We start from the raw sequence: 17,465 nt of genomic DNA on the forward strand, positions 1-17,465 counted from the left end.
GTTTTCCAGCCCACGGTGGGCACCATGCTCATGCTTTCGGTGCCGCCGGCAATGATGCACTCGGCCATGCCGGCCGAGATTTTACTCACGGCCATCGCAATGGTTTCGACGCCGGAGCCGCAATAGCGGTTCACGATGAGGCCGGGCACGTTGATGGGCAGCGCGAGCAGCGAAATCAGGCGGCCCATTTGCAGGCCTTGCTCGGCTTCGGGCACGGCGTTGCCCACCATCACGTCGTCCACGCGGCTGGGGTCCAGCGCGGGCACTGACTTGACGAGGTGCTTGATAACGTCCGCCGCGAGGTCGTCGGGGCGGGTGAAGCGGAAGACGCCGCGGGGCGCTTTGCCGACGGCCGTGCGGTAGCCGGCGACGATATAGGCAGTTTGGGTCATGATGTGCTGGCGTTAACCTCACCCCCTAGTTCCCTCTCCAAAAGAGAGGAGGAACTAGTTTCTAGCGCTAGTTAACTAGCTTATAATAAGTTGAAAACCGTATTTCTTTAAAATCTAGTTTCTAGCGCTAGAAACTAGTTCCTCCTCTCTTTTGGAGAGGGAACTAGGGGGTGAGGTTAACGCCAAGCTAATTCCGCAGCGGCTTGCCAGTCGTCAAAATCGACTGAATCCGCTCCAGTGTCTTGCGCTCGCCGCAGAGGCTCAGAAACGCCTCACGTTCCAAGTCCAGCAGGTACTGCTCACTCACCTCCGTGGGTGAGCTCAGGTCGCCGCCGCACATCACGTAGGCCAGCTTGTCGGCAATTTTCTGGTCGTGCTCGGAGATGTAGCGGCCCTGCTGCATGGCGTAGACGCCGGTTTTGAACATGGCCAGCGCGCCCTTGCCGTGCACCTTGATGTTGGTCTTTTGGACCGGCTGCGTGTAGCCAGCATCGGCCAGTTCCAGCGCTGCGTCCTTGGCAGCGGCGATGACGCGGCTGCCATTGACCACGATTTCATCGCCGGAACGCAGGAAGCCCAGGTCAAAGGCCTCGGCCGCAGACGTGGAGACTTTGGCCGTGCTGATAGTCACAAACGTGTTGCGAATCAGGTTCAGCTCCGGCTCGCCTTCCTCATACTTGGCGGCCGTGCGCAAGGTCATTTCCTTGGTGCCGCCGCCGGCCGGAATCAGGCCCACGCCGAATTCCACGAGGCCCATGTAAGTCTCGGAGGCCGCCACCACCCGGTCGCAGTGCAGATTCAGCTCGCAGCCGCCGCCGAGGGCCAGGCCGTGCGGGGCGCCAACTACCGGAACGCTGCTGTAGCGCATCCGCATCATGGCCTGCTGAAACTGCGCAATCATCACATTCAGCTCCTCAAACTCCTGCTCCAGCGCCTGCATGTACACTAGGCCCAGGTTGGCGCCAGCCGAGAACTGCGGCGCATCATTGCCCACCACTAGGCCGCGGTAGCTACTTTCGGCCATCTCTACACCTTTGAGCAAGCCCTGGATAACGTCGGTGCCGAGCGAGTTCATCTTCGAGTGAAACTCGACGTTCAGAATACCGTCGCCCAAATCCACGACCGAGGCGCCGGCGTTTTTCCACAACACCTTGCCCGTGGCGCGCAGGTTGTCGAGAATGACAAAGTTCTCCACGCCCGGAATGGACTGATAGCTTTGGCTCACTACATCGTAGAACTGCCGGACGCCAGCCTCAGTCACTTTATAGAACGAAGTGTGCCCGGCCGCCAGCATCTCCGTCACCCAGGCGGCGGGCTGCTTGCCTTCGGCCGCCATCAGCTCGACGCCTTGTTGCACGCCGATAGCGTCCCAGGTTTCAAACGGACCCATTTCCCAAGCGAAGCCGGCCCGCAGCGCATCGTCAATTCTATACAGCTCATCGGCAATTTCGGGGATGCGGTTGGTGACGTAGGCAAACAGGCCGGCGAACATCTGCCGGTAGAAGTCGCCCGCCTTGTCCCTACCCCCCAGCAACACCGCAAAGCGCGGCGCGAGCTGCTCCATCGTCTTGGTCAGCTCCAAGGTGGGAAACTTCACCTTCTGCGACGGCTTATATTCCAGCGTATTCAGGTCCAGGGCGTGAATCTCGGACTGGCCGCCCTCGCCCTTCACTTTCTTGTAGAAGCCCTGGCCGGTTTTGTCGCCCAACCATTTGTTCTCGGCCATCTTCGCCACGAAGGGGGGTAGGGAAAACGTATCCTTCGCTTCGTCGTTTGGCAGGCTCTGCGCCAGCCCGTTCGTTACGCTAATGGTCGTATCCAGCCCTACCACATCAGAAGTGCGCAGCGTGGCCGACTTGGGGTGCCCAATCACCGGGCCGGTGAGCTTGTCGATTTCCTCGACCGTGAGGCCCAGCTTCTGCATCAGGTGCATCACGTCGAGCAAGGCAAAGACGCCCACGCGGTTGGCGATGAAGCCCGGCGTGTCCTTGGCCAGCACCGTGGTTTTGCCCAGATACAGGTCGCCATAGTGTAAGAGAAAATCCACGATTCCAGGGTCGGTTTCCGGGCCCGGAATCACTTCCAGCAGCTTCAGGTAGCGCGGCGGGTTGAAGAAGTGCGTGCCGCAAAAGTGCCGCTTGAAATCGTCGCTGCGGCCCTCGGCCAGCAGCTGAATCGGGATGCCGCTCGTGTTGCTCGTTATCAGCGTGCCTTTCCTGCGAAACTCTTCGATGCGCTCATAAAGGCTCTTTTTAAGGTCAAGCCGCTCGATGACGACCTCAATGGTCCAGTCACAACCGGCAATTTCCTTAAGATTATCGTCGAAGTTGCCGGTCTTGATGCGCGCGGCATCGGCCTTACGGTAGAGCGGGGCCGGGTTGCTGGCCGTGGCCGCTTGCAGGGCGGCGTTCACGATGCGATTCCTGACAACTGGGTTATCGAGCGTGAGACCTTTTTTCTCCTCCTCGGGCAGCAGCTCCTTGGGCGCGATATCGAGCAGGAGCACCTGCGCACCGATATTGGCGAAGTGGCAGGCAATGCGCGAGCCCATGACGCCGGAGCCGAGCACGGCGACTTTTTTTATCGTCCGATTCACTTTTTGGGGTGATAAGGTGATGGGGGGGTAGGGAAACAGGGCCGCCGCTTACTTGGTCGGCTCGGGCTGCAAGTGCTTGAGCACGAAGCTCTCAAACAGAACCTTGCCCTCAATCATGCCCGTAATCTGGGCGGCCACTTTAAAGAACGTATCGAGCTGGGTTTGCGAGATTTTCTCCCGGATTTTCAGGTTGAAGTGCCGCACCGTCTGGCGCGAAATTTCTTTCTTCTCCAGGCCCAGCGGCGTGAGAAAGATGCGCACCGAACGCTTGTCCACCGAATCAGCCTGCTTGTAAATCAAGCCCTTATCTTCCATCGAGCGCAGAATGCGGGTCAGGCTGCGAGTTTCGAGGCCGAGCAGCGGCGCGATTTTCGTGGCTGGCGTGCCGTTTTCCTGGTCGATGTTGAGCAGCACGAAGCCGATGCTGGTCGTGATGTCATGCCGCGCGGCCTGCGTGTTGTACATCCGCGAAATGGCGTGCCAGGCCACTTTGATGTTGTAGTCGACAGTCTCTTCGGGTTTCATAACGTAGGGAAAGTGCGGTAAACATACGAAGATTTTGTTAGGCTTGCATAACAGTTAGCCAAAAAAAGCCGCCCGAATTCCTTCGGGCGGCTCTTCCTCTTGAAACAGGCGCACTGCTCAGGGCGCGGTAAACGAAACCACTTGGGAGCCAACCGGATTCAACGCCGTCAGGACCTGACGGCCGGTAGCGATTTCGGTATAAGAATTACCATAGTAGTCCGGGGCGCCGTAGGCAATTGCGTAAACCCGGCTTCCGGTAGCAAAGCCAGCTCCGGTAAACGCGGCCTGCGGAACACTTATCGTGCTGGTTGGGCCGTTGCTCCCTTGGTAAACGAAATACTCTCCTAGCAGCGTACCGGTTGCGGAAGTAACTTCTGCACTGGCGCTGGCATACACGGCAACCCGCCGATAACTATTGCTGCTCGTGGGATTGGCTACCGTGGCTGATAGCTGCGCATAGCTTCCATTACTCGAATCGAACTGAGGCGAGACTACCGTCAGGTTGGTCACGGTGGTATTGGAGACTTGACTTAGAAAAGTAGTGCCGACAAAGCTGGGCTGCTCACCCCCCACGTGGCCGAAACCAAACACCTTGTGCAAGCCTAAGCCAGGCCGGGTATAAGTTAAATTGTAAGTACCATTTCGCAGGTTGGCAAACTCGTAGCGCCCGATAGCATCCGTCGTCTGGGTAAGTTGCGGCGTCACATTGGTCACGGTGACGACGACCCCAGCTTTTGACAGTTGGTCGCCGTCTTCGCCCACGGGCCTAACGAAGCCAACCAAGCTGCCCGTTAAGCTCGGACCAGCGGGGCCCACGGGACCCGCAGGGCCCGCGGGGCCCGCAGGACCTGGGTCACCGTCTTTGCTCTGACAACCGCCCAGCAGTGCTCCGGCGGCTAAAGTGGTGAATAACAGTCGTAATAGTTTCATTGTAAAAAACAGTAAAGTGAGTGAATATAAATGCCGTCAAAGGTACTTTTGATTATAGATTATTAATTATTAAATTTTTAGCATAAATTAGAACCCTGGTATGATTCTTCTCGAGTTGGTCTGGAAAGCGGCTTGGCTTGCCTACTATCCCGTGCTGGGTGTAAGAAAAAAGGCTGGACAAGTCCAGCCTTTTTAGCCTAGTATTTATTTTTCCTGCGCAGCCTAGGGGACTATCACAGCAGCTACTGGCGAACTAACCGGATTCAAAGTCGGGAATACAAGCCGGCCAGTGGCGGGGTCCGAATACGAAGCCAGTGAAAAGGTCGAACCGAAAGCCGCCAAATAAACCGTGGTGCCGGAGGCGAAGCCCGCGTTGTTGAGACTACCAGGGGCGGCTAGGCAAGCTTATTTCTATTAAACTTTAACAGCAGCTAGTGATACATTCCCTCAATCAGGCCCTTGTTTTTCTCCGTGATGGCCTTGCGCTTGACCTTCATGGTAGGCGTCATCTCGCCACTCTCCACGGTCCATAGCTCCGGCAGCAGCGCGATGCGCTTGACCTGCTCCCACTGCGCAAAGCTTTGGTTGTGCTTCTTCACCAGGCTTTCGTACAGATTCACTACCTTCTCATTCTTAACGAGTTCCTCATTCGGGCAGTCGGCCACGCCGTTGCGCTTGCACCAGCCTTTCAGGTCGGCGAAGGAGGGAATAACGAGCGCGGAAGCAAACTTCTGGTCGGCGCCCACCACCATTACCTGCTCGATGAGCGGGTCTTCCTTGAGCTTGCCCTCGATGACCTGCGGGGCAATGTACTTGCCGCCGCTGGTCTTGAACATCTCCTTTTTGCGGTCCGTAATCTTAAGAAAGCGGCCGTTGACGAACTCGCCGATGTCGCCGGTGTGAAACCAGCCGTCCTGGTCAATGACTTCGGCCGTCAGCTCCGGCTGGTTGTAGTAGCCTTTCATCACGGAGGCCGATTTGGTCAGAATCTCGCCGTCCTCGGCAATCTTAACCTCTGTATTTGCAATCACGGGCCCGACGGCGCCAATCTTGTTATCCTCGGGCTCGAATCCGCTCACGGCAATCACGGGCGACGTTTCGGTCAGGCCATAGCCTTCCATTACCCGGATGCCGGCCGCCCAGAATACGCGCGCCAGCCGCGGCTGCAAGGCCCCGCCGCCACTCACGATGCAGCGGATGTTGCCGCCCAGCGCCTCCTGCCACTTCGAGAAGATAAGCTTACGAGCCAGCGCCAACTGGGTATTATAGAAAAAACCCTGGTCCTCCTGCGTGTCGTATTTCAGGCCCAAATCCAGGGCCCAGAAAAACAGGTTTTTTTTCACTCCCTCCAGCTCGTGGCCCTTGGCCACAATCTTATCATACACTTTTTCCAGCAGGCGCGGCACGGTGGTGAAGATAGTCGGCTGCACCTCACGCAGGTTGTCGGCAATGACTTCCATGCCCTCGGCGTAGTAGATGCTGGTCCCGTTTATCAGGTACAGATACGTCACCATGCGCTCGAAGATGTGGCACAAGGGCAAGAAACTCAGCGCTTTATCAGCGCGGGTGATGGGCACTATGGGCTGCGAGTTGCGGCAGTTGCTGAGCAGATTATCGTGCGAGAGCATCACGCCCTTGGGCTTGCCGGTGGTGCCGGAGGTGTAGATGAGCGTGAGCAAATCGTCGGGCTGCACGGCGGCCTTCAGGGGCTCCAGGTCGGCCGGGTTGCCCCGGCGGCCCAGCTCCAGCAGCTCGCCGAAGTGGTGGGCGCCGCTGATTTTCTCGAACGTGAAGATGTTTTCAGCCGGGATGCCCAGGCCGGCGGTAGCCTCTTTCACCTTGTCATACAACCCTTGGTCGGACACGAAAACGGCCTTCACGCCGGCATCCTGGAAGATGTATTTGTAGTCTTCCGTGGTGATGGTCGGGTACATGGGTACGCTCACAGCCCCGATTTGGGCGATGCCAAAGTCAGCCAGCAGCCACTCCGGGCGGTTGAGGCTGATGATGGCCACCTTGTCTTCACGGCCCAGGCCGAGCTGTCGCAGCCCCAGGCTGACGTAGTTGGCCTGCTCCTGCACCTGCTGGGTGCTGATGGGCGTCCACTGACCGGCTAGTTTGGCGGCCAGACAGTCGGGCTGCGGAAATTGTTCGAGCTGGTGAGCCAGTACATCGAAGGAGCGACGAATGTCCATGAGGCGGGTGGGAAGGCAGAAGGGTGAGGGGTGAGGGGTGAAATCCAGGTTAAATAAAAGCTAATTTTCACAGATACCCTAATTGCCGCGCCGGCACCTACGGTTCAGGCGGCGGGAGGGGGGTAGGGAATGGCAGCGCGGCCGATGCAAGCTCGTGCGTAGTTTTGCCCGGCCCTTGTTCGGCCCTTGTCCGCCGCGCCCGCATGAACCTGGCCCTGTTTTTCGACCCGCTGCCCGAAAGCCTCACCGCGCCGTCCGCCGCCCCGACCACGCTGGCCGCCTACGCCTCGCGCTTTAGTGACACTTTCCCCGACTGGCGCACCGCCGACCTGGCCCTGATTGGCCTGGATGAGTGGCGCGGCAGCGCCGCCGGCCCGCCCGCAGTTGGCCCCGAAATCCCTACCCCCCTCTGCGGCGCCAACCGCGTCCGGGAGCGGTTTTACCAGCTACAAAAAGGCCACGGTCCGGTGCGGCTGGTCGATTTGGGCAACCTGCGCCCCGGCCTGACTTTGGACGATACCTATCAGCGGCTGCGCGAAATTGTGGGCGCGCTGCTGGAGCACAACACGTTGCCCATCCTGCTCGGCGGCTCCCACGATTTGGATTATGGCCAGTTTCTGGCCTACGAAACCCTGGAGCGGCCCATCAGCTTCGCCGTAGTCGATGCGCGGCTGGACATGGCCGAGCCCGGCGGCGCCCACGCCCGCAACGGCATCGCGGCCGAAGACAGCCACTTGCGCCGCCTGCTGGTGCACGAACCCAATTTTATCTTCAGCTTCGCCCAGCTCGCGCACCAGCAGTACCTGGTGCCGCCCGAAGTGCTGGCCGCCCTCGAAAAGCTGCACTTCGAGACGCTGCGCTTAGGTGAAATTCGCCAGGACTTGCAGCAGGCTGAGCCGCTGCTGCGCCAGGCTGATTTTCTGAGCTTCGACGTGACCGCTCTGCGCTGGCCCGACGCGCCCGGCTACTACCCGCCCAACCCGTTCGGGCTCAGCAACGAGGATGCGGCCCAGCTCTGCTGGTACGCCGGCCACAACGCCCAGCTCAGCTCCCTGGGCCTGTATGGCTACCGCCCCGAGCACGACCCGCACGGGCTGGCCGCCGCCGCGCTGGCCACCATGCTCTGGTATTTTCTCGAAGGCTATTACCACCGCCAGCCCGAAACCGACTTCGCCTCGCGCCGCTTCGTGCGCTACGCCGTGGTCTTGCCCGGCACGCCTGCCGAGCTGGTGTTTTTCAAGAGTAAACGCAGCGGCAAGTGGTGGCTGGAAGTGGAAAGCCTGGCCGACAGTCGGGTGCGCCGGGTGGTGCCGTGCACGTATCAGGACTACCTGCACGCCGCGCAGGGCGACCTGCCCAACCGCTGGATTCGCTTGCAGGCGCTGCTGGGGTAGGAATTTTGTGCAAGAAGACCGTCATGCAGAACGCAGCGCAGCGAAGTGAAGCATCTCGCTCGGAGAAGTAATCTGCGGAGAAACAACGATTGAATTAGTTACCCGCGCGAGATGCTTCACTCCGCTGCGCTGCGTTCTGCATGACGTTATTTTTCAATATGATAGATGAGCTGCCAACCTACACCAAAAATCAGCTGGCGCTGCGCAACGGCCAGGACCGCGACGAAATCTGGACCGCTTACCAGGGCCTGATTTATGACGTAAGCAAGTCGCGGCTCTGGAAGCGCGGTAACCACTACGAGCACTGGGCCGGCCAGGACCTGACGGCGGAGATGGACCAGGACGCGCCGCATCAGGCGGATGTGTTCCTCAAATTTCCGGTAGTCGGCCGGCTGGCGCAGTGATTGCCAGCCCTCCGCGGTCCGGGCTACGCCCTACCCCCTGCTTTTCGCCCAATGTGCCCGCATTGCCGGCGCACCTGACTTACCTATTCATGACGCACTTATATGACCACTGAATCGCCTTCCGAATACGACCATCTCGAAACCCTACCCACGGCCGCCATTCTGGCCGGTATGAATCAGCTCGACCAGACCGTGCCGCTGACGGTGCAAAAATCCCTACCCCAGCTTGAAAAGCTGATTGAGGCAACCGTGGCGCGGCTGCGAGCCGGCGGGCGGCTCTTCTACATCGGGGCGGGCACGAGCGGGCGGCTGGGCGTGGTCGACGCGTCGGAGTGTCCGCCCACGTTTGGCGTGCCGGCCAGCCTGGTGGTGGGCCTGATGGCCGGTGGCGACGGCGCCATCCGGGTGGCCGTGGAAGGCGCCGAGGATGACGCCGAGCAAGCCTGGCGCGACCTGCAGGCCCACAATATTTCGGAGAAAGATGTGCTGGTGGGCATCGCCGCGTCGGGCCGCACACCCTACGTCATCGGGGGGCTGACGGCGGCGCGCGCAGCAGGGCTGGCCACGGGCTGCGTGGTTTGCAATGCCGGCTCGGCGGTGGCGGCGGCCTGCGAGTTTCCGGTCGAGGTTGTGACGGGCCCGGAGTTTCTCACCGGCAGCACCCGGCTGAAAGCGGGTACCGCCCAGAAGCTGGTGCTCAACATGTTGACGACGGCTACGTTTATCCGCCTGGGCTACGTGAAGGGCAACAAGATGGTGGACATGAAGCTGAGCAACGTCAAGCTCGTGGCCCGCGGCGAGCGAATGCTGATAGACGAGCTAGGCATCAGCGAAGCCGAGGCCGCCGCGCTGCTGCAAGCGCACGGCAGCGTGCGGGCGGCTTTAGCGAATTGGGGGGGTAGGGAACGCGGGCGAACGTTTTGAAGCCAGCGGCGTTTTGGCCTTCCTACTTTCGTCCCCGCCCGCGCTGCCCCGCCATGCACACCATCGAGCCGCACTACAATTGGATTGAGCAGTACTCAGCGTCCGAAGATCCGCGCTCGCCGCTCTTCGAGGCCGAGAACAGCCTGGACTCCTACACCAATACGATTTACGGCTACTACATTCATCCCCAGTGGGATAGCCTGGGCTCCGACACGCTGTTCATCAAGATTCTCTTCGTTGATTACGAGCTGAGTATCGCCGTGCTGGAGTTTATCGGCGAGTGGAACGACGCCATCGAAAACGACATCATGGAGCTGAAGCGTAACATCGTGGATGTGCTCGTGCACGAGGGCGTGCGCAAATTCGTGCTCGTGGGCGAAAACGTGTTCAACTTCCACGGCTCCGACGATTCGTACTACGAGGAATGGTTTGAGGATGTGGAAGATGGCTGGATTGCGGGCGTCAACTTCCAGGAGCACGTGCAGCGCGAGATGCGCCAGTACAACCTCGATTCTTACGTCAATTTCGGCGGGCAGCTCGATGAGCTGCCTTGGCGCACTTATGAGCCGCGCCGCCTGTTTGAGGTTGTCGATGGGCTGCTGCGCCGCCGCCTGGGTTAGGTTGAGCCAACAGACCGAAGGTGCACAAAAAAGGCCCTTCCCGCTACGGGAAGGGCCTTTTTTATCGTGTAAAAAGGGCAGACTACTTAGGAGTCTCCGTCGTGGTGGTCGTAGTCGTCGAGTTGGTGCTGTTTGGGTCCATAGCGTCAGCCTTGTCGCCCATAGCCTCGCCGGCTGCGTTAGCCGAGTCGCGCATGGTTTCGGCCTTTTCTTCCATTGCGTCGGCTTTGGCTTCGCCTTCGTTCTTGATTTCAGTGCCCTGGGCTTCCATGTTGTCTTCTCTCTTGCTGTCGCAGGAGGTAAAGGTCAGGGTGCCGGCGGCCAGGGCGAGGAACAATACTTTTTTCATGATTGAGGTTGGTTGGGGGTTAAAACTCGCCCTTTAATGTTGAGGTTGAAAAAAGGTAACCCTACCCCTCACTTCTTCCGAAACACGATGCCAATCGGCACGCCGGTAAAGTCAAAATGCTCGCGCATTCGGTTCTCCAGGTAGCGGGTGTAGCTCTCGGTTACGTACTGCGGCAGGTTGCAGAAAAAGGCAAATACCGGGTTGTGAGTAGGTAATTGGGTCACGTACTTGATGCGCACGATTTTGCCTTTCACGGCCGGCGGGCCATACTTCTCAATCTCCTTGAGCATGGTATCATTGAGTTGCGAGGTCGGGATTTTCTTGCGCTTGTTCTGGTACACCTCAATGGCCGTCTCGATGGCCTTGTGCACCCGCTGCCGGTTCAGCACCGATATAAACACAATGGGGGGGTAGGCAATGGGCTTGATTTTCTCCAGAATCTTGGCCTCGAAATCCCGCGCCGTGTTGGTTTCCTTGTTCTCAATCAAATCCCACTTATTGACCAGAATCACGATGCCCTTGCGGTTGCGGTCGGCCAGGCCGATGATGCTCACGTCCTGCGCCTCGATGCCGCGGCTGGCATCGAGCATCACGATGCACACGTCGGCTGCCTCCATCGCCCGGATGGCGCGCAGGTTGGAGTAGAACTCCACGTCCTCGTTCACCCGCGCCTTGCGCCGCAGGCCGGCCGTGTCGACGAGAATGAATTCGTTGCCAAAGGCCGCGTATTTCGATTCAATTGCGTCGCGGGTGGTACCGGCGATGTCGGTCACGATGCTGCGCTCGGCGCCCAGCAGCAGGTTCACAAAGCTGGATTTGCCGGCGTTGGGCCGGCCGACGATGGCAATTTTGGGAATGCCCGAATCCGGGTCTTCCTCGCCGGCTTCCTCGAAGTGCGCGACCACGGCATCGAGCAGTTCGCCGGTGCCGGCGCCGCTCTGCGAGCTAATGGGAAACACCTCGGCCTGCTCGCCCAAACCCAGCGCGTAAAACTCGCCGCTGGCGTGCGCGCGGGCGTGGGTGTCGGCCTTGTTGGCGACGATGTAGATAGGTTTCTGACCCTGATAGCGGCGCAGCACGGCGGCAAATTCTTCATCCAGCCCGTGCATTCCGGCGTCGGCATCGACCATGAAAAGCACCACGTCGGCCTCTTCGATGGCGAGCTTGACCTGCTTGCGGATTTCTTCCTCGAAGATATCGTCCGAGCCGTGGACGTAGCCGCCAGTGTCGATGACGGTGAAGTTCTTGCCAATCCAGTCGCCGTAGCCGTAGTGCCGGTCGCGCGTCACGCCCGACTGGTTGTCCATGATGGCCTGGCGCTGCCCGACCAACCGATTAAATAGCGTGGATTTGCCCACGTTGGGCCGCCCCACGATGGCGATGGTGTTTCTTGTACTCATGAATGATTGGCCCCAGCCCCCGACTGACCAGCGCCGGCAGTGCCCAAGGTTGGGTGGTTAAAATTGGTCGTATTGCGTTAGCTGGCGGTCATGCAGAGCGCAGCGCAGCATCTCGCGTGCAGCAGTAATTCAATCGTTGGTTGCCGTGGGTTACTGCCCCATGCGAGATGCTGCGCTGCGCTCTGCATGACCGCCTTATTATTAATTCCTTACTGATACCCGAACCGGGCCAGCGCCTTGGGGTCGGCGCGCCAGTTCTCGTTCACTTTCACGTGAATTTCCAGGAACACTTTTTTCAGGAAAAACTTCTCCATCTCCTCCCGCGCCCAGGTGCCGACTTTCTTTAGCGCCTCGCCTTTCTGGCCGATGATGATGCCCTTTTGGGAGCTGCGCTCGACGTAGATAATGGCCCGGATTCGGATGATATCCTCCTCTTCCTTAAACTCTTCGATGCCGACTTCGCAGCTGTAGGGAATTTCCTTTTTGTAGAGTTTGAAGATTTTCTCGCGCACCATTTCGGCGGCAAAAAATCGCTCCGGCTTGTCGGTCAGCTCGTCCTTAGGATAATATTCGGGGTGAATGGGCAGGCGCTCCAGGATCAGCTCCAGCACGCGGTCGGTGCCGTAGGCATTGAGCGCGGAAATGGGTAGGACTTCCGCAGCGTTGGGCAACTGCTCCTGCCAGTAGGCCAGCTTGGCTTCCACTTCATCTTGCTCAGCCTGGTCTATCTTATTGACTAATAGAATGATGGGCGTATCCTGCATCTTGCGCAGGCGCTCTACTACCGGCTCCTCGTCGTGCTTCTCGTAGATGTCGGTTACGAATAGCACGACGTCGGCATCTTCCAGCGACGAGTACACGAACGACATCATGGCGTTGTGCAGCTCGTATTTGGGCTGGATGATGCCGGGCGTGTCGGAGTAAATCAGCTGAAAATCGTCGCCATTCAGAATACCCAGGATGCGATGGCGCGTGGTTTGGGCCTTGCTCGTGACGATGCTGAGCCGCTCGCCGACCAGCGCGTTCATGAGCGTGGACTTGCCCACGTTGGGCTTGCCGATGATGGCGACAAAGCCCGCCCGGTGCGGCTTGGGTTCGGGATTCATGGGCGGGAAATCAGGGAAAGGTTTGAAAATCAGGGCCGCAAAGGTACGATTTTTGGCGCCGAAAAGCTAGTGCCCACCAAACCAGTCGCCGGGTGCCGCGTCTGTTCGGCGGGTTCGCAAACTAAGCCCTACCCCTATTGGTTTGACAGACCTACCCCCCCCTGGGCTGGGCCAACGCGGCGCGAGCCGCGCTGGCCTAAGTGCCGGCTCCGCTCTTGATTTGACTTGTTTTTTAGGACCTTCGCCCGATGATTTCTGCCGCTCTCGCTTCTACCACGGCCCCTACCCCCTCCGCCGCCGCCAGCCCCGCCAAACGCGTCGGGGTGCTGCTCGTCAACCTGGGTACGCCCGACTCGCCCCAGACGCCCGACGTGCGCCGCTACCTAAACGAGTTTCTAACTGATGGCCGCGTAGTAGACATGCCGGCCGCCATCCGCTACCCGCTGTTTCAGGGGCTCGTGGTGCCGCTGCGGGCGCCGAAGTCAGCCAAAATCTACCAGCAGCTCTGGGATGCTGAGCGTGGCTCGCCGCTGCTTTTCCACGGGCTGGACTTGCAGCAAAAAGTGCAGGTTGCGCTGGGAGAAGAATACGTGGTGGCTTTCGGGATGCGCTACCAGAACCCCAGCATCCAAAAGGCGCTGGAAGAGTTGCGCGTGGCGGCCGTGGAGCGCATCATCGTGCTGCCGCTATTTCCGCAGTATGCCTCGGCCAGCACGGGCTCGGTGCAGGAGAAGGTGATGGATATCGTGAAAGACTGGTGGATAGTGCCGAGCATCAACTTCATCAGTCAGTTTGCCACCGAGCCGGGCTTCATCGCCACCATTGCCGCGCGGGGCCGGGCCGAGATGGCCCAGCACGACTACGACCACGTCGTGTTCAGCTACCACGGCATTCCGGAGCGGCACGTCAAGAAGGGCGACCCGACCAACTACTGCCGCTTTGGTGCCTGCTGCGACACGCTCACCGAGCAAAACCGCTACTGCTACCGCGCGCAGTGCTTCGCCACCTCGCGCCTCGTGGCCGCCGAGCTGGGCCTGAGCCCCGACCAATACACGGTCAGCTTCCAGAGCCGCCTGCAAAGCCGCCTGCGCGACCCCTGGCTGCAACCCTACACCGACGAGGCGCTGAAGGAGTTTCCGGCTCGCGGCATCAAGAATGTGCTGGCTTTCTCGCCCGCGTTCGTGGCTGACTGCCTGGAAACGACCATTGAAGTGGGCGAGGAATTCAAGGAGCTGTTTGAGCAGGCTGGCGGCGGCCATTGGCAGCTCGTCCCCTCACTCAACTCGGAGCCGCAGTGGGTTGAGGCCGTGGCGGGGATGATTCGACGGAATTAGAGTTAGGGCGAGGGGGTAGGGCGTCGGGTCACCAGAAAATGCAGCCCGACCTGTCCGATAAAGGGGTTCATATCGTCAAGATAATCCCGGCGCTTTCCCATGAAGAACTGCACTCCCCCGCCCGCTGAGAGCGCCAGCCAGGGGCTTACCCGGTAGCTGGCCTGCATCATGGGCTGCAGGAACGTTGCATTGCGCCCGTCATGGTTTAACGTTCGCGTAAGTATGGTATCGGACCGTAGGTCGGTGCGGTATTGCCGCATTTGATAATAATGAGCCTGGCCGAGTCGCACTCCCAGCCCCAGCGTAAAATCGTCCTGGGTTATCAGTGCTGTGGGCTGCACGTAAGCATAGACATACTGGGTGCGGAAAGTAGAGTTGGGGCCATCGCAGTCAAAGCAGAATCCTCCACCTGATTTACCCCGTCCGTAGGCCAAGCCACCGTGCAGTCCCAGCCGCCAGCGGCCGTCCTTTAAGGGCCAGTAGTAGCCCAGCCCCAGGTCAGCCGAGCGGAAGCTCTTGCCCGTGCTCGGGCGCTCATGACGAAGCAGCGCCGTGTGCAGCACCAACCGGCTCGTAGCCTGATAGCCGAGCTGCAATTCCAACTCACGGCCTGTGGGGCTACTGACGAGGTGAGCTTCCGCTTCTCCCTGGCTGCGCACGATTGGCAAATAAGGAGTGTGCGGGGCCAGCGTGGGCGCGCAGCCGGCCAGCAGAACTAACGCGAAAACAAGGTATAGCGGGTGCTTCATAGTGCCGGGACCTTTATAGAAGCCGAAAGGTTGCAAGGCAACGCTAAGCTACCAGCGCCAACTCGCTTCAGCGGCGGCTGCGATAGAACGCCCCCGCATCGTGGGCCGGCTGCCCATAAAACTCCCCCTCCGGCGGCGCGGGCAGCTGCAAGGCTTGCAGCATGGCCCGCTCGTAGTCGCGCGTGATTTGCAGCTCCACGTAGGGCGGGTAGCGCAGCACGTTTTCGTGGTTAAGAGCGGGCACGAACACGTTGTCGGCTTCCGCATCAAGGGCGGCCACGCCAATGGGCAGCAAAATATGGCGCTCGTGCTCGTTGGGCTGCAAGGCGGCATCCAGAGCCACGTCGAGGTAGCGCACTTGCAGGGCTTCGGGCTCCACAATCAACTCGTACACGGTGCCGAGCGGCCGGCCGTCGCCGCCGCGCACGGTCCAGCCGCGCGGGTCGGGGTCGCGGTCGGCTACTTCAAATTCGGGCAGGTCGCGCAAGCGGCGTAAGACAGAGGAATTCATGGCGAAAAAGCTGATTCAAGCTAAACAATGGCTGCTGAGAGCTAAAGCTACTGCGCGGCAGCCGGTCGGCTTAATGGCTCCAGCAACACGGCCGCCGCGCTCAGAAACCGGCGCACCTGTTGCTGCTCGGCGGCCGTATTAGCGCGCCCCGACAGCTGCCCGGCCAGCTGCTGGAGCTGCGCGGCCGAGGCTTCCTGGTCGGGGTAGGCTTTCTGCTGAACGGTGCGCAGCAAACCAGCTGCCGCTACGAAGCCGGGCCGCAGGCTGGCGCTGGCATCCTCGCCGAGCCGGGCGGTGGCGCTGGTCAGGTTGTTGCGCTGCTCCTGCACGGCGGGGTCTTGCAGGTCGGCGCGGTCGGCCAGGTCTACGAGGGTGGCGGCCAGCTGCTGCAAGCCGCGGCGGGCGTAGCCGGGCACGGCGGCATCGGTGGCGGCGTAGGCAGCCAGCTCGCTGGGCGTCAGGGGGGTAGGCGCGGGCTCGTCGGCGGGGTTAGCGGCCGGAGGGGGGGTAGGCGGCGCAGGTGAGGCCGGCGCAGTAGCAGCTGGCAACTCCCGGGGGGTGGCGGCAGCTGAGGGTTCGGCACTGGCAGCTGGGGCAGCTGGAACTGGAGCTGCGGCAGTGGACGTATCAGCCGGGTCGGGGCGCAGGTAAAAATAAGCGGCCAACGCCAGCAGCGCGCCCACCAGCAGCACCAGCAGCCACGGGCTGGGGGCCGACTTTTTGGGTTGAATATGAATTTCAGCCATTCAGCAGGAAAAAGAAAATAGAGAGCAAGTTGAAGCAGCCCTACTGTGGGCGCCGCCCAGGCTTACGCGTTCCGGGCCCGCGGCGTTAATTCCCTACCCCCCTGCTTTCATCCAAACGCCGCAACCCAAGTGCTGAGCTAGTCTTCTAACCAGCTACGCCGGCTGGTAGAGCTTGGCCAGCTGGGCCACGGCGTAGTCTACTTCGTCACTGGTGTTGAGTTTGCTCATCGAAAAGCGCACCGTGCCGCGCTCAGGGTCACAGCCCAAGGCTTCAAGCACGTGCGAGCCGGCCTGGGCGCCGCTGGTGCAGGCCGAGCCGCCCGACGCGGCGATGCGGTTGATATCCAGATTGAAAAGCAGCATCTCGCTGATGGGCGAAGCCGGCAAGCTCACGCTCAGCACGGTGTAGAGGCTGGCGTCAGGGTCGGCCGAGCAGCCGTTGAAGCGCACGTCGGCGATACCGGCTTGCAGCTTTTCGATGAAGCGGTGCTTGAGCGCCAGCACGTGCTGCCGGTGCGCCGCCATATCGCGGTGTGCGATTTCCAGCGCCTTGGCCAGGCCCACGATGCCGTATACGTTCTCGGTGCCGGAGCGCACGTTGCGCTCCTGCGAGCCGCCGTGAATGAGCGGCTGCACCCGCACGCCGCTGCGCGTGTAGAGAAACCCTACCCCCTTCGGCCCGTGAAACTTGTGCGCCGCGCCCACCAGGAAGTGGTTTTTCAGCTGCTGCACATCCAGCCGATAGTGGCCCACCGTCTGCACCGTATCGGTGTGATAAATGGCATCGTAGCGGGCGCAAAGCTCGCCAATGGCCGCAATATCGTTGAGGTTGCCAATCTCATTGTTGCCGTGCATCAGGCTCACGAAGCTGCGCGGATTATCAGTCAGCAGCTCGTTCAAGTGGGCCGAATCCAGCTGGCCCCGCGCGTCGTGGCGCACGTAGCTGAGCTGGATTTCGCCGGCTTTGGCCAGCGCCTGCAAGGGGTGCAGCACGGCGTGGTGCTCCAGCGGCGAGGTGATGGCGTGGGTCAGCCCCAGCGTGCGGATGCTGCCGAAGACGGCGTAGTTATCGGCCTCGGTGCCGCCCGACGTAAACGAGATTTCGGCCGGCGCCGCGCCCAGCAGGTGCGCCACGGTTTTGCGCGCGTTCTCGATAGCCGCCCGCACCTGCCGCCCCGGCCCATGAATGCTGCTGGGATTGCCAAAGTGCTGCGTCAGAAACGGCAGCATAGCGTCCAGCACCTCCGGGTCCAGCGGCGTCGTGGCGGCGTTGTCGAAGTAGGCGTGCAT

At 60.5% G+C, this 17,465-nt stretch carries 16 protein-coding genes and 1 pseudogene; 5 read left to right on the forward strand and 12 right to left on the reverse strand.

The window, feature by feature from the left end; all coding sequences use genetic code 11:
- From ACFE70_RS14635 to ACFE70_RS14655, 5 genes and pseudogenes are all read right to left on the reverse strand, one after another.
- A pseudogene (locus ACFE70_RS14635) lies at positions 1-392 on the reverse strand (acetyl-CoA C-acyltransferase); the annotation flags it as partial.
- Positions 393-579: 187 nt separating this feature from the next.
- Entirely contained in the window at positions 580-2,988 is a 2,409-nt protein-coding gene (locus tag ACFE70_RS14640; RefSeq protein ID WP_375418508.1) for a 3-hydroxyacyl-CoA dehydrogenase NAD-binding domain-containing protein, read from the reverse strand.
- A 48-nt stretch (positions 2,989-3,036) separates the two neighbouring features.
- Entirely contained in the window at positions 3,037-3,513 is a 477-nt protein-coding gene (locus ACFE70_RS14645; protein ID WP_375418509.1) for a MarR family winged helix-turn-helix transcriptional regulator, read from the reverse strand.
- A 117-nt stretch (positions 3,514-3,630) separates the two neighbouring features.
- On the reverse strand, positions 3,631-4,275 hold the full coding sequence (locus ACFE70_RS14650; RefSeq protein ID WP_375418510.1) for a hypothetical protein: 645 nt from the start codon (positions 4,273-4,275) through the stop codon (positions 3,631-3,633).
- A 599-nt stretch (positions 4,276-4,874) separates the two neighbouring features.
- Positions 4,875-6,638 carry an AMP-dependent synthetase/ligase gene (locus ACFE70_RS14655; RefSeq protein ID WP_375418511.1) on the reverse strand — a complete coding sequence of 588 codons (1,764 nt, stop codon included), beginning with the start codon at positions 6,636-6,638 and terminating at the stop codon, positions 4,875-4,877.
- Between the two features lie 203 nt (positions 6,639-6,841).
- Between ACFE70_RS14655 and ACFE70_RS14660 the strand changes: the two genes are divergently transcribed.
- The 4 genes from ACFE70_RS14660 to ACFE70_RS14675 all read left to right on the forward strand — a co-directional run bounded on the left by ACFE70_RS14660 (position 6,842) and on the right by ACFE70_RS14675 (position 9,980).
- The gene (locus ACFE70_RS14660) at positions 6,842-8,032 is read left to right on the forward strand and encodes a formimidoylglutamase (RefSeq protein WP_375418512.1); all 1,191 of its coding nucleotides are present in this window, start codon (positions 6,842-6,844) and stop codon (positions 8,030-8,032) included.
- A gap of 140 nt (positions 8,033-8,172) precedes the next feature.
- Positions 8,173-8,436 (forward strand): cytochrome b5 domain-containing protein, encoded by a 264-nt coding sequence (locus ACFE70_RS14665; RefSeq protein WP_375418513.1) that lies wholly within the window; start codon positions 8,173-8,175, stop codon positions 8,434-8,436.
- 102 nt (positions 8,437-8,538) lie between these two features.
- Complete coding sequence (gene murQ, locus ACFE70_RS14670) at positions 8,539-9,360, forward strand: N-acetylmuramic acid 6-phosphate etherase (protein ID WP_375418514.1); 822 nt, start codon at positions 8,539-8,541, stop codon at positions 9,358-9,360.
- A 53-nt stretch (positions 9,361-9,413) separates the two neighbouring features.
- Entirely contained in the window at positions 9,414-9,980 is a 567-nt protein-coding gene (locus ACFE70_RS14675; RefSeq protein WP_375418515.1) for a hypothetical protein, read from the forward strand.
- A gap of 82 nt (positions 9,981-10,062) precedes the next feature.
- Here the strand turns inward: ACFE70_RS14675 and ACFE70_RS14680 are convergent, their stop codons facing one another.
- The 3 genes from ACFE70_RS14680 to era form a co-directional block, all read right to left on the reverse strand.
- Positions 10,063-10,329 (reverse strand): hypothetical protein, encoded by a 267-nt coding sequence (locus ACFE70_RS14680; protein WP_375418516.1) that lies wholly within the window; start codon positions 10,327-10,329, stop codon positions 10,063-10,065.
- A 68-nt stretch (positions 10,330-10,397) separates the two neighbouring features.
- Positions 10,398-11,729, reverse strand: coding sequence for a ribosome biogenesis GTPase Der (der, locus tag ACFE70_RS14685; protein ID WP_375418517.1), 1,332 nt, complete (start codon positions 11,727-11,729; stop codon positions 10,398-10,400).
- A 209-nt stretch (positions 11,730-11,938) separates the two neighbouring features.
- Complete coding sequence (gene era / locus ACFE70_RS14690) at positions 11,939-12,835, reverse strand: GTPase Era (RefSeq protein ID WP_375418518.1); 897 nt, start codon at positions 12,833-12,835, stop codon at positions 11,939-11,941.
- Positions 12,836-13,083: 248 nt separating this feature from the next.
- Between era and hemH the strand changes: the two genes are divergently transcribed.
- Complete coding sequence (gene hemH / locus ACFE70_RS14695) at positions 13,084-14,169, forward strand: ferrochelatase (protein WP_375418519.1); 1,086 nt, start codon at positions 13,084-13,086, stop codon at positions 14,167-14,169.
- A gap of 2 nt (positions 14,170-14,171) precedes the next feature.
- Here the strand turns inward: hemH and ACFE70_RS14700 are convergent, their stop codons facing one another.
- From ACFE70_RS14700 to ACFE70_RS14715, 4 genes are all read right to left on the reverse strand, one after another.
- Positions 14,172-14,918 carry a hypothetical protein gene (locus ACFE70_RS14700; RefSeq protein ID WP_375418520.1) on the reverse strand — a complete coding sequence of 249 codons (747 nt, stop codon included), beginning with the start codon at positions 14,916-14,918 and terminating at the stop codon, positions 14,172-14,174.
- 67 nt (positions 14,919-14,985) lie between these two features.
- Positions 14,986-15,429, reverse strand: coding sequence for a PRC-barrel domain-containing protein (locus ACFE70_RS14705; protein WP_375418521.1), 444 nt, complete (start codon positions 15,427-15,429; stop codon positions 14,986-14,988).
- Between the two features lie 47 nt (positions 15,430-15,476).
- Positions 15,477-16,175 carry a hypothetical protein gene (locus ACFE70_RS14710; RefSeq protein ID WP_375418522.1) on the reverse strand — a complete coding sequence of 233 codons (699 nt, stop codon included), beginning with the start codon at positions 16,173-16,175 and terminating at the stop codon, positions 15,477-15,479.
- Positions 16,176-16,328: 153 nt separating this feature from the next.
- On the reverse strand, positions 16,329-17,465 hold the full coding sequence (locus ACFE70_RS14715; RefSeq protein ID WP_375418523.1) for a cysteine desulfurase family protein: 1,137 nt from the start codon (positions 17,463-17,465) through the stop codon (positions 16,329-16,331).

This window comes from uncultured Hymenobacter sp., from assembly GCF_964243305.1.
Classification (GTDB): Bacteria; Bacteroidota; Bacteroidia; order Cytophagales; family Hymenobacteraceae; genus Hymenobacter.